Annotated in this window: 17 protein-coding genes; 5 read left to right on the forward strand and 12 right to left on the reverse strand. The window is 59.9% G+C overall.

Annotation, left to right across the window (positions count from 1 at the left end; all coding sequences use genetic code 11):
• Positions 1–135 precede the first annotated feature (135 nt).
• The 5 genes from QMX93_RS22585 to QMX93_RS22605 form a co-directional block, all read right to left on the reverse strand.
• Positions 136–900: a hypothetical protein gene (locus tag QMX93_RS22585; RefSeq protein WP_282358036.1), complete on the reverse strand. Its 765-nt coding sequence runs from the start codon at positions 898–900 to the stop codon at positions 136–138.
• A 464-nt stretch (positions 901–1,364) separates the two neighbouring features.
• Positions 1,365–2,114 (reverse strand): L-cystine ABC transporter ATP-binding protein TcyN, encoded by a 750-nt coding sequence (gene tcyN / locus QMX93_RS22590; protein WP_053116512.1) that lies wholly within the window; start codon positions 2,112–2,114, stop codon positions 1,365–1,367.
• A gap of 4 nt (positions 2,115–2,118) precedes the next feature.
• A complete protein-coding gene (gene tcyL, locus QMX93_RS22595; RefSeq protein ID WP_249342477.1) occupies positions 2,119–2,835 on the reverse strand; it encodes a cystine ABC transporter permease in 717 nt (238 codons plus the stop codon).
• Positions 2,835–3,635, reverse strand: a complete 801-nt coding sequence (tcyJ, locus tag QMX93_RS22600; RefSeq protein WP_212549993.1) for a cystine ABC transporter substrate-binding protein — start codon at positions 3,633–3,635, stop codon at positions 2,835–2,837. The genes tcyL and tcyJ overlap by 1 nt, the downstream gene beginning before the upstream one ends.
• Before the next feature lie 309 nt (positions 3,636–3,944).
• Positions 3,945–4,937, reverse strand: coding sequence for a D-cysteine desulfhydrase (locus QMX93_RS22605; RefSeq protein WP_282358037.1), 993 nt, complete (start codon positions 4,935–4,937; stop codon positions 3,945–3,947).
• Between the two features lie 190 nt (positions 4,938–5,127).
• Here QMX93_RS22605 and epsC point away from each other — a divergent pair, with 190 nt between their 5' ends.
• Together epsC and betT are read left to right on the forward strand one after the other, a co-directional pair.
• Positions 5,128–6,054, forward strand: coding sequence for a serine O-acetyltransferase EpsC (gene epsC / locus QMX93_RS22610; protein ID WP_212549991.1), 927 nt, complete (start codon positions 5,128–5,130; stop codon positions 6,052–6,054).
• Positions 6,055–6,507: 453 nt separating this feature from the next.
• On the forward strand, positions 6,508–8,469 hold the full coding sequence (gene betT, locus QMX93_RS22615) for a choline transporter BetT (RefSeq protein WP_171057266.1): 1,962 nt from the start codon (positions 6,508–6,510) through the stop codon (positions 8,467–8,469).
• Positions 8,470–8,493: 24 nt separating this feature from the next.
• Here the strand turns inward: betT and QMX93_RS22620 are convergent, their stop codons facing one another.
• Complete coding sequence (locus QMX93_RS22620; RefSeq protein ID WP_282358038.1) at positions 8,494–8,754, reverse strand: hypothetical protein; 261 nt, start codon at positions 8,752–8,754, stop codon at positions 8,494–8,496.
• 189 nt (positions 8,755–8,943) lie between these two features.
• Positions 8,944–9,981 carry a LacI family DNA-binding transcriptional regulator gene (locus QMX93_RS22625; RefSeq protein WP_282358039.1) on the reverse strand — a complete coding sequence of 346 codons (1,038 nt, stop codon included), beginning with the start codon at positions 9,979–9,981 and terminating at the stop codon, positions 8,944–8,946.
• A gap of 206 nt (positions 9,982–10,187) precedes the next feature.
• On the opposite strand from QMX93_RS22625, the gene QMX93_RS22630 reads away from it, so the two are divergent.
• The 3 genes from QMX93_RS22630 (at position 10,188) to mgrA (ending at position 14,965) form a co-directional block, all read left to right on the forward strand.
• Positions 10,188–12,413 carry a TonB-dependent receptor gene (locus QMX93_RS22630; RefSeq protein WP_282358046.1) on the forward strand — a complete coding sequence of 742 codons (2,226 nt, stop codon included), beginning with the start codon at positions 10,188–10,190 and terminating at the stop codon, positions 12,411–12,413.
• Between the two features lies 1 nt (position 12,414).
• The gene (locus QMX93_RS22635) at positions 12,415–13,734 is read left to right on the forward strand and encodes an LLM class flavin-dependent oxidoreductase (protein WP_282358040.1); all 1,320 of its coding nucleotides are present in this window, start codon (positions 12,415–12,417) and stop codon (positions 13,732–13,734) included.
• 193 nt (positions 13,735–13,927) lie between these two features.
• Positions 13,928–14,965 (forward strand): L-glyceraldehyde 3-phosphate reductase, encoded by a 1,038-nt coding sequence (gene mgrA / locus QMX93_RS22640; protein ID WP_007917913.1) that lies wholly within the window; start codon positions 13,928–13,930, stop codon positions 14,963–14,965.
• 159 nt (positions 14,966–15,124) lie between these two features.
• Here mgrA and tauD read toward each other — a convergent pair whose 3' ends face one another.
• The 5 genes from tauD to gshA form a co-directional block, all read right to left on the reverse strand.
• Entirely contained in the window at positions 15,125–15,964 is an 840-nt protein-coding gene (tauD, locus tag QMX93_RS22645; RefSeq protein ID WP_282358041.1) for a taurine dioxygenase, read from the reverse strand.
• A 145-nt stretch (positions 15,965–16,109) separates the two neighbouring features.
• Positions 16,110–16,949, reverse strand: a complete 840-nt coding sequence (tauC, locus tag QMX93_RS22650) for a taurine ABC transporter permease TauC (protein WP_282358042.1) — start codon at positions 16,947–16,949, stop codon at positions 16,110–16,112.
• On the reverse strand, positions 16,946–17,740 hold the full coding sequence (tauB, locus tag QMX93_RS22655; RefSeq protein WP_007917917.1) for a taurine ABC transporter ATP-binding subunit: 795 nt from the start codon (positions 17,738–17,740) through the stop codon (positions 16,946–16,948). The genes tauC and tauB overlap by 4 nt, the downstream gene beginning before the upstream one ends.
• 16 nt (positions 17,741–17,756) lie before the next feature.
• The gene (gene tauA / locus QMX93_RS22660) at positions 17,757–18,734 is read right to left on the reverse strand and encodes a taurine ABC transporter substrate-binding protein (RefSeq protein WP_282358043.1); all 978 of its coding nucleotides are present in this window, start codon (positions 18,732–18,734) and stop codon (positions 17,757–17,759) included.
• Between the two features lie 435 nt (positions 18,735–19,169).
• On the reverse strand, positions 19,170–20,753 hold the full coding sequence (gene gshA / locus QMX93_RS22665; RefSeq protein WP_282358044.1) for a glutamate--cysteine ligase: 1,584 nt from the start codon (positions 20,751–20,753) through the stop codon (positions 19,170–19,172).
• Between the last annotated feature and the right edge of the window lie 200 nt (positions 20,754–20,953).

Here is a 20,953-nt window from a genome sequence, read left to right on the forward strand (position 1 = left end):
GGTGATTGGATTTTGTGGTGAGGGGATGCATCCCCGATGGGGCGCGCAGCGGCCCCGCTTCTAATGGGGCTGCTGCGCAGCCCATCGGGGATGAATCCCCTCACCACAGAATCCCCTTTCTCTTGGAGATGTGGGCTAAGGCTTGCGTGATTCTGCGGCCTTGAGCTCCGGCCTCAGCGGCACTTTCAGATAAGGATTCGCGCATCCAATCTTCAATGTCCGTGGCGGTGCCCAGCGCGAGTTGTTGCCCACCCGATCAATCACGCAGTACGTCACGTCCAGGCGCAAATCCTCGCCCGCTTCGACAATCACCGCCGGCGGTACCCAAACCTGAATCGCCCGCCCGACATCGGCCGCCGTGACTGCCGGCAGATCCATGCGCACATCGCCCCAGCGCAAGGTGATTTCGTCGTCTTCGGCCATGTTCACGTAAGGCTCGATGGTCAGCGGCACACCGCGTTTGATCTGGTTCGGATTCACGCCCTGACGGCGAATAGTGTCGGGCAGGGTGACGGGAGCCAATTGCTGGTTTTCGTCCCCAGACAGCGCTGAGGGCTGGCCGCCCGGGCAATCGAGTTTGACCTGCACCCGCGTCGCCGCCGACAGCGCCGGGCCTTGACCAACCTGCATGAGCCGGTAATGAATGCTCGCCGTACCGTCGACGATAAAACTCTCCGGCACACGCAGACTGACGGCCTCGCCCACCTCGTCGCGGGTGAGTACACGGGAGGCGACGTAGCAGCGATTCCAGAACAGTTCGATCAGATCGCCGGCGTCCATGCCGGAGTAGGGCGTCACCTCGATCAGCAGGTGTGCAGCCGCAGACAGGTTGATGCCGGTTTTTTGCGCGGACGCGAGGATCGGCGCCGCCAGTTCGGGGGTGTTCGAAGTGCGAGTCATCGGTTTCTCTCCTTGAAGCCTTGCAGCGAAGTCCGTTTCTGAAAAACAAAAGGCGTGAATTGCCAGGCAATACAACAGTGAACTTCTGTTGCGTCAGAATGCTGGTTGGTTGAACTAATAAACGTCGGTTGGCGACTAGATAAGAGCGTGCGGGAAGTGGAGTCAATAGAGGCGTTAAGCTAATCCGTGAATTACGAATTAATCAGAACCTTCCTACACTTGCGAGGCATTCTGCCTAGGAGGATTGGCGAATGAGACCACGATTATCCGGGCGTTTTGCCGGTTTCGAGGGCGAGACTGTTTGAACCCAATCATGGTTTGAGCAGGGTTTTCTATTGATATGTGTCTGTTGCAGAACATATAAGTGCACTGCATTTAGGGTGTTTGTTATTGCAGGAAGTTTATTCGGCGGGATAAGCCTAACTTCCATCCGTGGAAGTTATCGTTTAACGCATTGAACAGATTCAGGCGTGATTCAGAAACTTGCTGAGAAACTGTTTGGTGCGCTCTTCTTTCGGGTTGGCAAACAACGCTTTGGCTTCGCCTTGTTCGACGATCACGCCTTTGTCGAAAAACACCACTCGGTTGGCCACGTCGCGGGCAAAACCCATTTCGTGAGTCACGATAACCATGGTGCGTTTCTCTTCGGCGAGACCACGAATGGTCGCCAGCACTTCACCCACCAGTTCCGGATCGAGGGCTGAAGTCGGCTCGTCGAACAGGATCACTTCCGGCTCCATCGCCAGCGCCCGGGCAATCGCCACACGCTGTTGCTGACCACCAGACAGACGACGCGGATAAGCGTCCTCTTTGCCCGCCAGACCGACCTTGGCCATCAGCTTTTTGCCCAGGGCAATGGCGGCGTCGCGTGGCATCTTCTTGACCACAACCGGGCCTTCGATGACATTTTCTAGCGCGGTGCGGTGCGGGAACAGATTGAAGTTCTGAAAGACGAAACCCACGTGCTGGCGCAAATTGCGCACCAGACCCTGCTGCTGGTTCAACGGGCGGCTGGTATCGATTTCGATATCGCCGACCTTGATCCGGCCGCTGGTGGGTTGTTCAAGGAAATTCAGGCAGCGCAGGAACGTCGTTTTCCCCGAACCGCTGGGGCCGATGATCGCAACGACTTCACCTTCCTTGACCTCGAGGTCGATGCCGTTGAGCACGACCTGACCCTTGAATTGCTTGGTCAGTTTTTCCACGACAATCATCGCGTCAGGACTCCTGGTCGTGCCGATTGACCCGCTCTTCCAACTTGTTCTGGAAGTGCGAAAGCACCGTGGCCAGAATCCAGTAGATCAGCGCGGCGGCAAGATACATGGTGAAGACTTCGAAAGTCCGGGCGGTAATCAGTTGCGCCTGACGGAACAGCTCCGGCACCTGAATGGTGGCGGCCAGTGCCGTGTCCTTGACCAGCGAGATGAAGCTGTTGCCCAGCGGCGGCAGCGCCGTGCGCATTGCTTGCGGCAGGATGGCCCGACGCAAGGTTTGCGCGCGGGTCATGCCGATGCTCGCAGCAGCTTCCCACTGACCACGCTCGATCGAACCGATCGCGGCGCGCAGAATTTCACAGGCGTACGCGGCCATGTTCAGCGAGAAGCCGATCAGCGCTGCGGGTAACGGATCCAGTTCGATTCCCAGTTGCGGGAAGCCGTAATAGATCACGAACAACTGCACCAGCAACGGCGTCCCGCGAAAGAACGACACATACACGCGCGCCAGCCAGCTCACTGATTTGAAGCGCGACAGGCGCATCAACGCCAGGCCGAAGCCCAGCAGCAAGCCGAAGAACATCCCGCCGAGGCTGAGGACTACCGTGTAGTACGCGCCCTTGAGCAGAAAGGGCGCGGAGTCCAGCAACAGCGCCGATGTCTCGGCGAGTTGCTGGCTCAACTGCGGGAAGTGCGCTTCGAATTGAAGTCCAACTTCCATTATTTAGTGACGTCTGCGTTGAAGTACTTCTCGGACAGCTTCTTCAACGTGCCGTCAGCACGAAGTTCGTCGATGGCCTTGTTCACGGCAGCCAGCAGTTCCGGCTCACCTTTACGCAGGGCAACACCGGCTTCCTGACGGGAGAAGGCTTCACCGGCGGCGACGGTTTTCGGGGCTTTCTTGGCGTATTCCAGCGCGGCCAGACGGTCGATCAGGATGGCGTCGGTGCGACCGTTGTTGAGGTCGGCGAACTTGGTCGGATCATCATCGTAAGTGCGCACGTCAGCGCCCGGCACGTTGGCGCGAACCCATTGTTCGTAGTTGGTGCCCAGGCCCACACCGACTTTTTTGCCGGACAGGTCAGCGGCGGTCTTGATGTTCAGTGCAGACTCCTTGCTCTTCAGCACCAGCGCCTGAATACCGGAAACGGTGTACGGCTCGGAGAAGTCATACTTCTTTTTGCGCTCGTCGGAGATGGTCACTTGGTTGACCACAACGTCCAGACGCTTGGATTCCAGCGCGGCGAGGATGCCGTCCCATTTGGTCGGCTGGATCTTCGCTTTGACGCCGAGTTTTTGCGCGATCGCTTCCGAGAGCTCGACTTCGAAACCGGACAGTTTGCCGTCGGCATCGACGAAGCTGAACGGAGGGTAAGTGCCTTCCAGGCCGACGTTGATAACGCCTTTGTCCTTGATCTGTTGTAGCTGCTCACCGGCCATGGCTTGGCTGATCAGACCGGCGCTCAGCGCCAGACCCAGTGAACCCACCAGCAGATTGCGACGTAGTGCGGAAAAATTCATGACGAGCCCCTGTGTTTTCTTATGGAAGACGCTAAAGGAAAGTTGGCGAATTCGTGATTCGTGCGCCTGCGTTATCGTGCCCTAAAGCAGCTTATGCGTCTTGCGCGAAATTCGCCTACGGCGAGACTATAAGATGTCTGCGTTAGACTTGAAAATACTTAATATCTAATTTGTTAGATCTTATTTGAATATTGATCGTTCCCACGCTCTGCGTGGGAATGCCTCTGGGGACGCTCCGCGTTCCAGCTTTAAAAGGGACGCGGAGCGTCCCAGGCTGCATTCCCACGCAGAGCGTGGGGAACGATCTCGTTACAGAAAATCCCTATAGGCAAACAACGCCGGCGCGCCGCCGGTGTGCAGGAAAATGATCGGGCCTGCATCAAAGCGCTGACGACCAATCCCATCCAGCAACCCCGCCATCGCCTTGCCGGTATAAACCGGATCCAGCAGCACCGCCTCCTGACTCGCCAGCAACTTCACCGCCGCCAACGTCCCGGCATTCGGCTCGCCATAGCGCGGGCCGAAGTATTCGTCCCACAACTCGACCTTGAAATCCGCCGGCAGTTCGACGCCGAGCAGCGCCGCCGTACGCTCAGCCAGCCCTTGCACCTTCGGCCGCTGATCTTCTTCACTGCGCGAAACCGTCACGCCGATCACCGGCAACTGTGGCAACACTTCGCTCAACGCCAAGGCCAGACCACTGTGCGTGCCGGCGCTGCCCGAGGCCAACACCACGGCGGCGAAACTCAAGCCGGTGTCTTTGATTTGCTCGGCCAGTTCCAGACCGGCGCGCACATAACCCAGCGCACCGAGGGCGTTCGAACCGCCAATCGGCACCAGATACGGCTTCTTGCCGTTGCTGCGCAAACGCACTGCGAGGGCGGCGAGTTGTTCATCCGCGTTGTCGAGGTTGTCGACCAGTTCGACCTTGGTGTCGAACAGATCCAGCAGCAGTCGGTTGCCGTTACCGGTGTAGTTGCTGTCGTCGGTGCCCAGCGGATTTTCCAGCAATGCCACACAACCGAGACCGAGTTTGGCGGCCAGCGCAGCGGTCTGGCGGACGTGGTTCGATTGCAGCGCGCCGGCGGTGATCAGCGTGTCGGCGCCTTGCGCCAAGGCATCAGCGGCGAGGTATTCGAGTTTGCGCAGTTTGTTGCCGCCCATGGCCAGCGGCGTCAGGTCATCGCGCTTGATGTACACCTCGCGACCGAGCCATGCGGACAGGCGTTCGAGTTTTTCCAGCGGCGTTGGATGGCCGAGCAGGTCGAGACGGTTAAAGCGTTCCAGCTGATTCTTGATCATGAGTCCGTACTGGCGGAGAAAGATGAAAGGACTATAGGCACGGGTTTTTGCAGGGGCAACCGCGAATCGCTTATAGCCAAATGAACTGAGCCCAGCACTATCGGTTCTTAATTCGCCCTCGCGAGCATGCCGTAAAGTAGTCGCCGTTGACGCGGCCAGACAGTCCGGCCGCCCGTGAGGAGTCTTTACCGTGAGCGAGCGTTCCAGCCATTGGCAATTGCAGACCATCGTCAGTCAACTGCGCAGCGCGCGGGATCAGTGGCGGGCACAGAACGGCCGGGCGTCCGGCGAGCAGGGTGGTCGCGAGTTGCCGTCGCGGGCGGCGATGGCGGAGATTCTCGAAGCGCTGTGCGGCGCGTTGTTCCCGATGCGTCTGGGGCCGGTGGATCTGCGCGAAGAGAGTGAAGATTTCTACGTCGGTCACACCCTTGATGTCGCCCTGAATGCCTTGTTGGCGCAGACGCGCCTGGAGCTGCGTTATGTCGCCCGCCACAGCGCTTCGGATGACACCGAAGTCGAAGCCCGTGCGATTGAGATAATCCAGGACTTTGCCCTGGCCTTGCCGGGCTTGCGCACACTGCTCGATACCGATGTGCTCGCGGCCTACCACGGTGATCCGGCAGCGCGCAGTGTTGATGAAGTGCTGCTGTGCTACCCGGGGATTCTGGCGGTGATTCACCATCGTCTGGCGCACCATTTGTATCGCGCGGGGCTGCCGTTGCTGGCGCGGATAAGCGCGGAAATCGCCCATTCGGCGACCGGGATTGATATCCATCCGGGCGCGCAGATCGGCCGTAGCTTCTTTATCGATCATGGCACGGGTGTGGTGATCGGCGAGACCGCGATCATTGGCGAGCGCGTGCGGATTTATCAGGCGGTGACGTTGGGCGCCAAACGCTTCCCGGCAGATGAAGACGGTCAGTTGCAGAAGGGCCATCCGCGTCATCCGATTGTTGAAGATGATGTGGTGATTTACGCCGGGGCGACGATTCTCGGACGGATCACCATCGGTAAGGGTTCGACCATTGGCGGCAATGTGTGGCTGACGCGCAGTGTGCCGGCGGGGTGCAATCTGACTCAGGCGAATTTGCAGCATGATGACGGGACGCAGAAGTAAGGCTTTAAAAGCTGACCCTCACCCCAGCCCTCTCCCGGAGGGAGAGGGGGCCGACCGAGGTGTTTTGGGTTATCCATCGACCTGAAATACCGAGTCGATTATGGATTCGGTAAAGCAGGATCACGTCGGCGTATCTCTCAAATATTCCCCAATCAGTCCCCTCTCCCTCCGGGAGAGGGTTAGGGTGAGGGGCTATTGAACGAATCCCCTCAAACCCGCGTCATACCCATCCTTGAGCTAGCGTAGGAAAACTACCGCCTAGCCGTACGATTAGTCCTTACCCCCCCATCCATGTTTAACTTGAACGTTCATTCAAGTTAAACCGGTGGTTCGCTGCCCGCTCACAACAGGAGGCTTGCCTTTGCTGAGTCCGATCATTTCAGCCACGTCTAAACCCCTCGAGGTGCACGTTTCATGAGTGCATCGTCTACCCCCGCCAGCGGTCTGGTGCGCATGAATCCGCCGGTGTTCTATTTCGCCGCGACGGTCATTCTGCTGTTTGGTCTCGTGGTCATCGCCATGCCTGAACAGGCAGGCGCCTGGTTGCTGGAAGCGCAAAACTGGGCGGCCAATACGGTCGGCTGGTACTACATGCTCGCGATGACCCTGTATCTGGTCTTCGTGGTGGTCACCGCCTTATCCGGCTACGGCAAGATAAAACTCGGTGCCGACCACGACGAGCCCGAATTCAGTTACCTGTCCTGGGCCGGCATGCTGTTCGCCGCCGGCATCAGCATCACGCTGTTCTTCTTCTGCGTTTCGGAACCGCTGACCCACATGCTCCAGCCGCCGCAAGGCGAGGCCGGCACCGCGGATGCGGCGCGTCAGGCGATGCAGATTCTGTTTCTGCACTGGGGCCTGCATGGCTGGGGCGTGTTCGCCTTCGTCGGCATGGCGTTGGCCTACTTCGCTTACCGCCACAACCTGCCGCTGGCGCTGCGCTCGGCGCTGTATCCGCTGATCGGCAAACGCATCAACGGCCCGATCGGTTACGCGGTCGATGGCTTCGGCATCATCGCCACGGTGTTCGGCCTCGGTGCCGACATGGGCTTCGGCGTGCTGCACCTCAACTCCGGTCTCGACTACCTGTTCGGCATCGCGCACACCCAGTGGATTCAGGTCGGCCTGATCACGCTGATGATGGGCGCGGCGATCATTGTTGCGGTCTCCGGCGTCGATAAAGGCGTGCGGGTGATGTCCGACATCAACATGCTGCTGGCCTGTGCACTGCTGCTGTTCGTGTTGTTCGCCGGGCCTACCCAGCATCTGCTCAACACCTTGATCCAGAATATCGGCGACTACCTCGGCGCCTTGCCGATGAAGAGTTTCGACCTCTACGCCTACGACAAACCGAGCGACTGGCTCGGCGGCTGGACGGTGTTTTACTGGGCCTGGTGGATTGCATGGTCGCCGTTCGTGGGTCTGTTCATCGCACGGATTTCCCGTGGCCGCACCATCCGTGAATTCGTTTTCGGCGTGCTGTTGATTCCGCTCGGTTTCACCCTCGCGTGGATGTCGATCTTCGGCAACAGCGCCATCGATCAGGTGCTCAACCACGGCATGAGTGCGCTGGGCATGTCGGCCCTCGACAACCCGTCGATGAGCATTTACCTGCTGCTGGAAACCTATCCATGGAGCAAAACCGTCATCGCCGTGACGGTGTTTATCAGCTTCGTGTTCTTCGTCACCTCTGCCGATTCCGGCACCGTGGTGCTCTCGACTTTGTCGGCCAAGGGCGGTAGCCCGGACGAAGACGGGCCGAAATGGCTGCGGGTGTTCTGGGGCGCGATGACTGCGCTGATCACCAGTGCGCTGCTGTTCTCCGGCAGCATCGATGCGCTGAAGTCAGCGGTGGTGCTGACCTCGTTGCCGTTCTCGCTGATTCTGTTGTTGATGATGTGGGGCCTGCACAAGGCGTTCTATCTCGAATCGCAGAAGCAGATCGCGCAGTTGCATTCGCTGGCACCGGTTTCGGGATCGCGGCGTGGTACGGGTGGCTGGCGACAGCGTCTGAGTCAGGCTGTGCACTTCCCGTCACGCGACGAGGTGTACCGCTTCATGGACACCACGGTGCGCCCGGCGATTGAAGAAGTGACGGCGGTGTTCGTCGAGAAAGGCCTGAACGTGGTCACCCAGCCGGATCCGGCGAATGACAGCGTCAGCCTCGAAATCGGCCATGGCGATGCGCATCCGTTCATCTATCAGGTGCAGATGCGCGGCTACTTCACGCCGTCCTTCGCGCGTGGCGGGATGGGCTCGAAGCAGCTCAACAATCGCCGCTACTACCGCGCCGAAGTGCATTTGAGCGAGGGCAGTCAGGACTACGATCTGGTCGGCTACACCAAAGAGCAGATCATCAACGACATCCTCGATCAGTACGAACGGCATATGCAGTTTTTGCATCTGGTGCGTTGATTGGCAGCTGGGCGCCGGGACGTTTTACGACCCGGCGCTCAGCACCATGAACAACACCATCGCCGCCATCGGCAAGCCGAACACCGCACTGCCAATCGCTATTTCCGAACCCAGCGGTTGCTTCGCATGCACCACACCCACCGCGCCATTAATCACCGTCAACGCTAGCCACAGAGCGGCGAAGCTGTAGGCCATGGTCTGGCGACTGAAACCGATGCGCTCGCCGATGTAGAGCATCAGGGCGAGCAGAACCAGGCCGAAGAAAATGATGATAGCGGTGTGCATGGCGGGTTCTGCCTGGTGGATGTGCATTGCCTGAAGGATCGCTTTCGCGAGCAGGCTCGCTCCCACAATGGATCCCGGCTGGACATAAATTTTATGTACACAGGAAATCCCTGTGGGAGCGAGCCTGCTCGCGAAGGGGCCACCTCGGTTTCCTTTAGAGCATAGCCAATCCAGCCCCCGCCATATCCATCAGGTGCTTTCCCGTTCGATGACTTGGCACTGCAGCAAATTCAGGCGTTGCACTTCATCGCTCGGCAATACACCAAGACTTTCCAGCACGCGTGTCGCCGCCAGCACACCGATCTCCAGCGCCGGCGGTTTGATCGTGCTCAGGCTCGGCAGCAGCATCTCGGCGAACGGGTAATCACCGAAGCCGAGAACGGCGCAGTCTTCAGGGATTTTAATGCCCGCGCGTTGCCCGGCGAGGAGGCCGCCGGCGGCGAGGTTGTCGTTGGCGAAGATGATCGCGTCGGGGCGCGGTGAGGCGTTCATCAGGGCGTCCATCGCCTGTTTGCCGGCTTCGAAGGGCGTACGATCAGCGTCGGGGGCAAAGACCCACGGCTCCACGCCGGCCTCTCGCAAGGTCGCCGCGTAACCGTCGCGGCGTTCCAGGGCGCTGAAGTCACCCGCAGCGCTGTTCTGCACGAACGCAATGCGTCGATAACCTTTTTCCAGCAGATAATTCGCCGCCGTCACGCCTACGTCGAAATGCGAAAAACCGATCTGCATCGGCTCCCGCTCCGGTTGGTAATCCCAGGTTTCGATCACCGGAATATCCGCCTCGGCGATCATTTTTTCCGTACCCGCGCTGTGAAAGTGACTGGTCAGCACCAGCGCCGCCGGCGCCCAGCCGAGAAACGCGCGCACTGCGTTCTCTTCCTGTTCGGTGCTGAAATAACTCGACGCCAGCAACAGTTGATAACCATGACGACTGAGCGTATCGCTGAAGCCCTGAATGGTATTGGCGAAGATCGGCCCGGAGATGTTCGGAATGACCATGCCGACAATTTTCCCCCGCGCCGAGGCCAGCCCGCCGGCTACCAGATTCGGCACGTAACCCAAATCAGCCACCACTGCCGCGATCCGCTCGCGGCGTTCAGGCGACACCTGTTCGGGCTGATTGAAGTAGCGCGACACGGTGATCGCCGAAACCCCGGCATCGCGCGCCACGGCATTCAGGGTCACGCGTCCGGCGCCACGTCGTTTGCGCGGCTTTTCTTCGCTCATGGTTCGATCCTTGTTAAAAACCAAATCGCATATAAAACTAATTTTTCAGTATTGGACGGTCTATGTGCGGATGGCCAATATTGCCGATGTTAGCGCTAACAAAGCGCGTTGTCTGCTACTCGCTCGAGCGAATGCCCAAGACACCGATTCAGGCGCTGTCGTCGCAGAACGGCAGCGGATCAGGGCCAATTTCGAGCGGGCAGAACATGCACAACATTCCTGGGGCGACACACAAACTGGCGCAGTCGATTCGCGCCGCTGGCTGGTTACTGACGGGGTTGGCGGCGCTGCCGTTGCCCAATGCATTCGCTGCTGACAGCAGCGATCAGGAGCCGACGCTGAAGTCGGTCACCGTCACCGCGACCCGCCGCGAAGAGTCGCTGCAAAAGGTGCCGGTTGCGGTCTCGGTGATCGACGGCGAGCAGCTCGAGCGCGATAACCGCAACGGCGTGGCAAGCATCGTCCAGCAAGTACCGTCGCTGAATTTCCGCACCGGCGCATCGAACAAAGACACCTCGTTGTTCGTGCGCGGCGTTGGCACAATTTCCACTTCTCCAGGCGTTGAGCCAACCGTGGCGACGGTGATCGATGGCGTGGTGTATGCGCGTCCGGGACAGGCGACCATGGATTTGCTGGATCTTGAGCGCGTCGAGGTTTTACGTGGCCCGCAAGGCACGCTGTTCGGCAAGAACGCCTCGGCTGGCGTGCTCAACATCACCAGCAAGGCACCCACCGCCGAGACCCACGGCTACATCGATCAGTCGTATTACAGCGGCAACGAAAGCCGCACCCGTTTCGGCCTCGGCGGCAGCCTGATTCCTGAGACGTTGAAGGGCTCGATCAGCACGCTGTTCGGCACCTACGATGGCAACGTCGACAACCAACATAATGGTCAGGAGGTCAACGGCTACAACCATCGTGGCGTGCGCGGCAAACTCGAATTCACCCCGAATGACGACGTCACTTTCACCCTGATCGCCGACTACATGCAGTCCCACGACGACGGCCCCAATGGCGTCGTCAGCAAGTCGCTGACCCCGGCCTTCGCCAATGCGCTGAGCCCGGCGTACGCCTCCAGCCACAACCGCGACATCAACACCGACACCCGCACTCACGTCGAGGACATCAACAAAGGTTTGTCCGGCCAGCTCGACTGGCAACTGGGCGATTACACGCTGACGTCGATCACCGCGTGGCGTGGCTGGGACAACACCCAATATCAGGACGGCGACCGTCTCGGCACGGTGACCGCAGCGTTTCCCGGCACGGCGGATAAGGGTGATCTGGCGTTCGATCAATACTCGCAAGAGCTGCGCCTGGCCTCACCGAAAGGCGAATTCCTCGAATACGTCGGCGGTCTGTTCTACATGCACGGCAAGGACGAAGAAACCTATCAGCGCACCCTGACGACCACCACGCGCACCGACCGTGGCGTTGCCAACTACAGCACCACCAGCGACAGTTACGCGGTGTTTGGCGAGAGCACGCTGAACTTCACTTCGGACTTTCGCGGCATCGCCGGCCTGCGCTACACCCACGATGATCTCGAATACGATCACCGCCGCGTGTCGACGTCGGCCACCACCGTCAGCGGTATCCAACCGGCGACCAGCAGCTCAGGTTCCGTCGATGAAGATGGCTGGTCTGGTCGCCTCGGAGTGCAGTACGACTTGAGCGACGCCGTCACCATGTACCTGACCTACTCGCGCGGCTACAAAGGCCCGGCCTACAACGTGTTCTTCAACATGCAGCCGCGCGACACCGAAGCGCTGAAACCGGAAACCTCCAACACTTGGGAGGCGGGCATCAAAGCCACGTCTTGGAACAACCGCCTGACCACCAACCTCGCGGTGTTTCACAGCGAGTACGACAACTATCAGGCGAACTTCTTCGACACCGTCGCCGGGCAAGTGGTGACGCGTCTGATCAACGCCGGCAGCGTCAGCACCGAAGGCGTCGAGCTCGATTACGCCCTGCAAGCGACCCAGCAATTGAAACTGTCCGGCGCACTCGCTTACACCCGCGCACGCATCGACGAATTCGCCTGCCCGGCGGGCGCGGCGGCGTCCTGCAACGTCAACGGCAAACCGCTGCCGTTCAGCCCGGACTGGAAAAGCTACGTTCGCGCCGATTACACGATTCCGTTGGATAACGGTCTGGATATCGAACTCGGCACCGACTACAGCTGGCAGAGCGAAGTGCAGTACGACATCAGCCAGAACGTCGACACCAAACAGGGCGCCTACGGCATCTGGAACGCCAGCGTCGCACTCGCCGATTACAGCAATGGCTGGCGTGTTGCGCTGCTCGGCAAAAACCTCACTGACAAGTCTTACTCACCGGTGCTCGCCAGCGGTGGCAACTACATCTACCGCGCCGTGCCACGCGACGACGAACGCTACTTCGGCGTGCAACTGCGCAAGGATTTCTGAGATGAGCAGACAGTTGAAACTCGGCGCATTTCTCATGGCCACCGGGCACCACGTCGCAGCGTGGCGGCATCCTGATGTGCCGGCGAATGCAGGTCTGGATTTCGCCCATTACAAGCGGCTGGCGCAGATTGCCGAGGCGGCGAAATTCGATGCATTGTTTGTCGCTGACAGCGTCGCCGCGCCGACCCAGGACATCGCCAGTCGCATGGCGCGCTCTGATCACTTTGAGCCGTTGACGTTGCTCTCGGCGCTGAGTGCGGTGACCGAGCACATCGGCCTGATTGCGACGGCGACCACCAGCTACAACGAGCCGTATCACGTGGCGCGCAAATTCGCCTCGCTTGATCACTTATCAGGCGGCCGAGCGGGGTGGAATCTGGTGACCTCGGACAATGCTGCCGAGGCGCTGAATTTTGGTCGTGATGAGCATATCGGCCATGCCGAACGCTACAGCCGTGCGCGGGAATTCCATCAGGTGGTCACCGGGCTTTGGGACAGTTGGGAGGACGATGCGTTTGTGCGCGACAAGGCGAGCGGGGCGTATTACGACCCTGCGAAGTTGCATGTGCTGGATCATGTCGGCGAGCACTTTCGGGTCAAAGGGCCGTTGAATGTTGCACGCTCGCCGCAGGGGCAACCGGTGATCGTGCAGGCCGGCTCTTCCGAGACTGGGCGTGAATTGGCGGCGCAGACGGCTGAAGTGGTGTTCACCGCGCAGACGTCTCTGGCCAACGCTCAGGCGTTCTACGCCGACCTCAAGGGACGTCTGCCCAAGTACGGTCGCAGCGCCGATTCGCTGAAAATCATGCCGGGAGTTTTTGTTGTGGTCGGCGGTACCGAAGCCGAAGCGCAGGAAAAATGTGAAACGTTTCAGCAATTAGTCGAACCTGAGGTTGGCGTGGCTTTACTTGGGCGTATGCTGGGCAACTTCGATTTGTCGAAGTACCCGCTGGACGGGCCGTTACCGGCGTTGCCATTGACCGAAAGCGGCCAGCAGAGTCGGCAGAAATTGCTCACTGAGCTGGCGGGGCGGGAGAACCTGAGCCTTGCCGAACTGGGTCGCAAGATTGCTGGCGGGCGCGGGCATTACAGCCTGGTCGGTACGCCTGAGCAGATTGCAGATCGTTTGCAGGAATGGTTCGAACAGGGCGCGGCGGACGGCTTCAACGTGCTGGTGCCGCACCTGCCGGGCGGGCTCGAAGACTTCGCCAACGGCGTGGTGCCGGAACTGCAACGGCGTGGGTTGTTCAGAACGGAGTACGAGGGCCGGACATTGCGCCAGAACCTTGGCCTGGCCCGACCTGTAAACCGTTTCGCATGATTGGTAGAGCTTTTGTGGTGAGGGGATTTATCCCCGTTCGGCTGCGGAGCAGTCGTAAAACCAGCGCATTCGGCGCACCTGATTCATCGAAGTTTCAGGTTTTGGGGCGGCTTCGCCACCCAACGGGGATAAATCCCCTCGCCACAAAGGTGTTCGGTTTCAGATGACTAAAAGACAGACAAGAGAGGATTCGATGACTTACACCGCTGCCGAAAATCGCTATGACTCCATCCCTTACCGCCGCGTCGGGCGCAGCGGTCTGGTGCTGCCAGCGCTGTCGCTGGGCCTGTGGCACAACTTCGGTGACAGCACGCCGATCGACACTCAACGCGCCTTGCTGCGCACCGCGTTCGATCTGGGCATCAACCACTTCGACCTGGCCAACAACTACGGCCCGCCGTACGGCAGCGCCGAGATCAATTTCGGTCGTCTGCTGCGTGAAGACTTCAAGCAGTATCGCGATGAACTGATCATCTCCAGCAAGGCCGGTTGGGACATGTGGCCCGGCCCTTACGGTCAGGGCGGCGGCTCGCGCAAATACGTGCTGGCCAGCCTCGACCAGAGCCTGCAACGCCTGGGTCTGGACTATGTGGATATCTTCTATTCGCACCGCTTCGACCCGGACACCCCACTGGAAGAAACCGCCAGCGCCCTCGCCACTGCTGTGCAGCAAGGCAAGGCGTTGTACATCGGGATCTCGTCGTATTCCGGCGTGAAAACCCGTGAGATCGCTGCGCTGCTCAAAGAGTGGAAAGTGCCGTTGTTGATCCACCAACCGGCATACAACTTGCTCAATCGCTGGGTGGAAAAAGATCTGCTCGACACCACCGACGAACTCGGCACGGGCGTGATTGCTTTCACTCCGCTGGCGCAAGGGCTGCTCACCGACAAATACCTCAACGGCGTGCCGGCGGATGCGCGGGTCAATCGTCCGGGCGGTGGTTCGTTGCAGGCTTCGCACTTGTCCGAGGCCAACATCGCTCATGTGCGCGCACTGAACGAGATCGCCAAGCGTCGTGGTCAGAGTCTGGCGCAACTGGCGCTGGCGTGGACGCTGCGCGATCCTCGGGTGACCTCGGCGTTGATTGGTGCGAGCCGGCCGGAGCAGATTATCGAGAACGTTGGGGCGTTGAAAAATTTGAGCTTTAGTGCTGAAGAGCTGGCGGAGATTGACCGGTTTGCCCAAGAGGGCGGGATCAATCTGTGGGAGAAGCCTTCGACGGCGGAGTGAGCCTCTCGAAGCTGATCGTTCCCACGCTCCGCGTGGGAATGCATCCACGGACGCTCCGCGTTCGGCTTTAGATGGGACGCAGAGCGTCCGGGCGGCATTCCCACGCAGAGCGTGGGAACGATCAAGGTAGGAGCTGCCGCAGGCTGCGATCTTTTGATCCTAAAAAAACGGCACATCCCCCAACACCGTCGCCCGCTGCATCACCCGCCGCGCCGGGCGGTAATCATCTACCGCGTAATGCTGGGTCACGCGGTTGTCCCAGAACGCAATATCGTCCTGTTGCCAGCGCCAGCGAATGGTGAATTCCGGCCGCGTCGCGTGGGCAAACAAAAACTTCAGAATCGCCTCGCTCTCGGTTTCCGACAGTTCATTGATCTTCGACGTGAAGCCTTCGTTGACGAACAGCGAGCGCCGCCCACTGACCGGATGCGTGCGAATCACCGGGTGTGAAAGCGGTGGATTCTTGCGTCGTGCCTCTTCCCACTGCGCCAGCGCTTCAGGCGTGTTGCCGTAACGCTCCAGCGGAAACGAACGAGTGAAATCGTGAGTCGCGGTCAGCCCTTCGAGCAAACTTTTCATCGGCGCTGACAGCGCTTCATACGCAGCAATCCCGCTGGCCCACAACGTGTCGCCACCAAACTCCGGCAGCAATTTGGCGCTAAGTACCGCGCCCATCGCTGGCGTCGGCAGGAAGGTCACGTCGGTGTGCCAGATCGCGTTGTCGCGCACGTCGGTGACGGCGGTGTCGAGAATCAGCACTTCCGGTTGTTCCGGCACGTTCGGGTAGATCGGGTGAATGTGCAGGTCGCCGAAATAGGCAGCGAAACGCGCTTGTTGCGAAGGTTCGATTGGCTGGTTATGGAAGAACAAAACCTGGTATTTGAGCAGCGCCTGCTCGATGGCGTCGCGGTGTTCCAAGGACAGCGGCTGGCTGATGTCGACGCCGCTGATCTGTGCGCCGAGGGCCGAGCTTAATGGGGTGATGTTGAGGCTGCTCATGGTCTTTCTCTTTAATTCTTGGGCCCCGATGTGTCGGGGTAGTCAGTCTGTAGGAGCTGAGCTTGCTCGCGAAGGCGTCGGGTCAGGCGGTTTTGTGCTGACAGATACACCGCCTTCGCGAGCAAGCTCAGCTCCTACACAAAAATCAGTGGGCCTGGCCGTGCCACGGCACCAGTTTGCGTTGCAGGGCGCGCAGGCCCATTTCCATGGCGAAGGCGATCAGGGCGATGACCAGAATCCCCAGCACCACGACATCGGTGACCAGGAATTGCGCGGCCGACTGCACCATGAAACCCAGGCCACTGGTGGCAGCGATCAATTCGGCAGCAACCAACGTCGACCAACCAACCCCCAGACCAATGCGCACACCAGTGAGAATGTCCGGCAACGCGCTCGGCAAAATCACATGGCGAATCAGCTGCAAACGCGTCGCACCCAACGACTGCGCCGCGCGCAATTTCGCCGGGTCAACCGTGCGCACGCCGGTGGCGGTAGCGATGGCAATCGGCGCGAAAATCGCCAGATAAATCAACAGCACTTTCGACAACTCGCCGATGCCGCACCAGATCACAATCAGCGGCAGATAAGCCAATGGCGGAATCGGGCGGTAGAACTCGATCAGCGGATCGAGCACGCCACGGGCGATGCGGTTGGCGCCGATCGCAATGCCCACCGGCACAGCGGTCAAAATCGCGAAACCAAGGCCCAGACCGATGCGGCTCAGGCTCGCACCAAGGTGCTGCCACAACGTCGAATCCATGTAACCGGTGGTCGCCAGCAACCAGCCCTTTTGCAGCACGGCGGACGGCGGCGGCAGGAACAGCGGTTCGATCAAACCGGTGGCAGTCACTGCCCACCAGATCGCCACCAAAGCGAACAGCGTCAACAGGCTGATCCAGCGCGTGCTGAGGCTGCGGCGCAGCGGAATCACCACCGATGCGCTGACCGGTTTTACCGCCGCCGAGGAAACGTCGTAACTGCTCATGCGCGCTCCTGCCGTTGCCCGGCGCTGCGTTGCGAGAACACTTTGCTCAGCACGTGTTCGCGGGTTTCGATAAAACGCGGATCGGATTTGATCGCGCGGGCGGACTCGCCAGCGGCGTAACGCTGACCGAAATCCAGGTGCAGACGCTCAACGATCTGCCCCGGATTCGGCGCGAGCAGAATCAGGTCAGTGGCGAGGAACACCGCTTCTTCAATGTCATGGGTAATCAGGAAAACCGGCTTGGCGGTGCGTTGCCAGACTTGCAGCAACAGTTCCTGCATCTGTTCGCGGGTGAACGCGTCGAGGGCACCGAAAGGCTCGTCCATCAGCAATACACGCGGGTCAGCGGCGAGAGCGCGGGCGAGGCCGACGCGTTGTTTCTGGCCACCGGAGAGTTGCCAGATGCGGCGGCTTTCGAAACCGGAAAGATCAACCAGTGCGAGCATTTCACGGGCGATTTTTTCGCGTTTGTCCTTGGCGACGCCGGCCAGTTCCAGACCGAATGCGACGTTGGCCAACACGTCCTGCCAAGGCAACAAGGCGTCATCCTGAAACACCACGCCACGTTCGGCGCTCGGGCCTTTGACTGGCACGCCGTCGAGGGTGATGCGCCCGGCGCTCGGTTCAACGAAACCGGCAATCAGGTTCAACAGCGAAGTCTTGCCACTGCCGGACGGGCCGAGGGCGACCAGCAATTGCTGAGGCCCCAGGGTCAGAGAAATATCCGCCAGCACCGGTGTCGGGCTGCCCGGGTACTGTGCGCTGATGCGCTCCAGCTGTAGCAAGGCCATCGCGGTTAACTCCCGATCAGTTGGTGATGAATTTGGCGCTGACGTACGGCGCGTAGTCCGGCAGAACGGCTTCGACCTTGCCTTGTTCCTTGAGGAACGCAGCGGTGTCGGTGATGGCTTTGGTGGTCGGCGCGCCGAGGGTGACGACCTGATCAGCCGCGAGCGGGTAGACGTTGCCTTGCAGCAGCAGCGGAATATCACTGGCCTTGGCGCCGGAGAGTTTCACCAGTTTGTCGACGTTGGATTGATCGGCGAGCCAGGCTTTCGGGTCTTTGCGGTAGTCGGCGTAGGCGTCGAGGGTGACCTTGGCGAATGCGGTGACGATTTCCGGGTGCTTCTCGGCGAAGTCTTTGCGCACGATCCACGCATCGAAAGTCGGCGCGCCGAACTTGGCCAGCTCGCCGGAGGTGATCAGCACTTTGCCGTTTTCTTTGGCTACGCCCAGCGCCGGATCCCAAACGTAAGTGGCGTCGATGTCGCCGCGTTTCCACGCAGCAACGATGGCTGGGGGCGCGAGGTTGAGGATGGTGACTTTCGCTGGATCGATGTTCCAGTGCTTCAGTGCGGCGAGCAGGCTGTAGTGACCGGTGGATACGAACGGTACGGCGATTTTCTTGCCGATCAGATCCTGCGGAGTCTTGATGCCGGAACCGTCGCGCGCGACCAGTGCTTCGGCGGCGCCGATCTGGGTGGCAATCAGGAAAGTTTCGACCGGGACTTTGCGGGTGATCGCGGCGGTCAGCGGGCTCGAACCGAGGTAGCCAATCTGCACGTCGCCGGAAGCGATGGCGGCGATGATGTCGGCGCCGTTGTCGAACTTGCGCCAGGCAATGTCGGCTTTGGTGGCTTTTTCGTAAGCGCCGTCGGCCTGAGCGACTTTCGCCGGGTCAACGGTGGTTTGGTAGGCGACGGTGAGGTCGGCGGCCTGAGCCAGAAAACTCGCGGCAGCCAGAGAGGCTACGGCGAGCAGGCGAAGCGGGAAATTCAGTTTCATTGAAGAGCTCCATATCAGGCGACCGAGCGTCGGCGTGAAAGGAGACTAAATGATCTAAGAATCAGTAAATAAATAACTTTTTCGAATGAGCTTATGAGCGGAAAAATCTAAGAGCGAGGGAGCAGATCGTTCCCACGCTCTGCGTGGGAATGCAGCCGGTGACGCTCTGCGTCACCTGGACGCGGAGCGTCCCTTGAGGCGTTACCACGCGGAGCGTGGGAACGATCAAAATTGTGGATATCTCGGATCTAGCGTTCGACGTTAGATCTTTGCCCCCTCACCCCAGCCCTCTCCCCAAAGGGGGCGAGGGGAAGGGGGCCGATCTCTGTGCTTTTCAAGGCTTGAGTTCGGCTCGGTAGTTCAGGTCGGCGTACTTCGCATCAACAACGCGGTCAGTCCCCTCTCCCTCCGGGAGAGGGCTAGGGTGAGGGGCTTTTAATTGCTGATGGCGAGGATGCTCGCCTGATACGACCCGACAAACACACCAAAATCCCCCACCTCGTTCTGCTCAAGCTCAGCCTGCGCTGCCAGCGAAGTACGCGCCAGCTCCTCAAACTTCGCCTGTTCATCCGCCGCCAAAGGCTCGCTACGGAAAAACTCCGCGTGCGCCTGACTCTGACGCAACGAGAACTGCGCAAAGCTTTCCTTATGCTCAGCCATCGCCGCCAAAACCTGCGCGGAAGGCGTCAGGGACGGATCACTGACCTTGGCCAGTTGCGTATCCAGCGCCTTGCTGTGCGCATCGCCGCCATGGCACTGATCCAGCAACGCCGCCAGTGGCGCGATTTGTTCCAGCAGTTCGGCAGCCCAGGTCTTCATCTCGACCGACTCACCGTCACGCTGCAACTCCAGACCCGGACGACGACCTTCCTTGACCACGCTGAGGAAGTTCGACGTCGCATTGCCGCACGAAGTGTTGGTCAGCAGCGGGCTGTCGTTCAGCGCGCAGAACAGCAGGAACGCGTCGAGGAAGCGCGACTCGGTGAGGTCGATGCCCATCGGCAGGAACGGGTTGATGTCCAGGCAGCGCACTTCGACGTACTGAATGCCACGGGCCACCAGCGCCTGAATCGGCCGCTCGCCGGTGTAGGTCACGCGTTTCGGGCGGATGTTGGAGTAGTACTCGTTTTCGATCTGCAGGATGTTGGTGTTGAGCTGCACCCACTCACCATCCTTGTGCGTGCCGACTTCAACGTAAGGCGCGTAAGGCGTGGCCACGGCTTTGCGCAGGCTGTCGGTGTAACTCGCCAGATCGTTGTAGCACGGCGTCAGACCGGCCTGGGCGTTGCTCTGGTAACCGAGGTCGCTCATACGCAGGCTGGTCGCGTACGGTAAGTACAAGGTGTCCGGATCGAGCTGTTCGAGCTGATGCGAACGACCACGCAGGAAACCGGCGTCCAGCGCTGGCGAGGCACCGAACAGGTACATCAGCAGCCAGCTATAACGACGGAAATTACGGATCAGCGCGATGTAGGAAAACGACTGGAAATCGCGGTCGGTGCCGACAAACCCTTCGGTTTCACGCAGCAGCGGCCAGAGCTTTTCCGGCAGCGAGAAGTTGTAGTGAATCCCGGCAATGCACTGCATGGTCTTGCCGTAGCGCAGGGCCAGGCCCTTGCGGTAAACGTACTTGAGCTGACCGATGTTGGAGGTGCCGTAATAGGCGATCGGGATGTCTTCCTCGGCCGGCAACGGGCACGGCATCGATGGACTCCACAGGTACTCGTTGCCGAGTTTGCTGTAGGCAAAACGGTGAATCTTGTCCAGGCTCGCCAGCGTATCAGCCGGGTCAGGCAGGGCGGGCGTGATGAATTCCAGCAGCGACTCGGAGTAGTCGGTGGTGATTTGTTCGTTGGTCAGCGCGGAACCCAAGGCTTCGGGGTGCGGCGTTTGCGCCAGGCGACCTTCGCTGGTCACGCGCAGGCATTCACGTTCGATACCGTGCAGGCACTGCTCGAGCAGAGAGAGGTTAGCGCGCTCGCCGAGCAGAGCCAGGCGGCGGTTGAGAAGTTCGCTCAATTTGGATTCCTTCACGCGTCAGTCGCCCCAATATGGGGGTGGGCAGGACGGTCTACAAGGGTGAAGTTGAAACTGGCGTTATCGCCTGGTTTTTCTAGCCGATCAGCCGCACACATACCCTGTAGGAGCTGCCGCAGGCTGCGATCTTTTGATCTTGCTATTGCAAAACAAAATCAAAAGATCGCAGCCTGCGGCAGCTC

It is taken from the genome of Pseudomonas sp. PS01303, from assembly GCF_029959385.1.
Taxonomy (GTDB): Bacteria; Pseudomonadota; Gammaproteobacteria; order Pseudomonadales; family Pseudomonadaceae; genus Aquipseudomonas; species Aquipseudomonas rustica.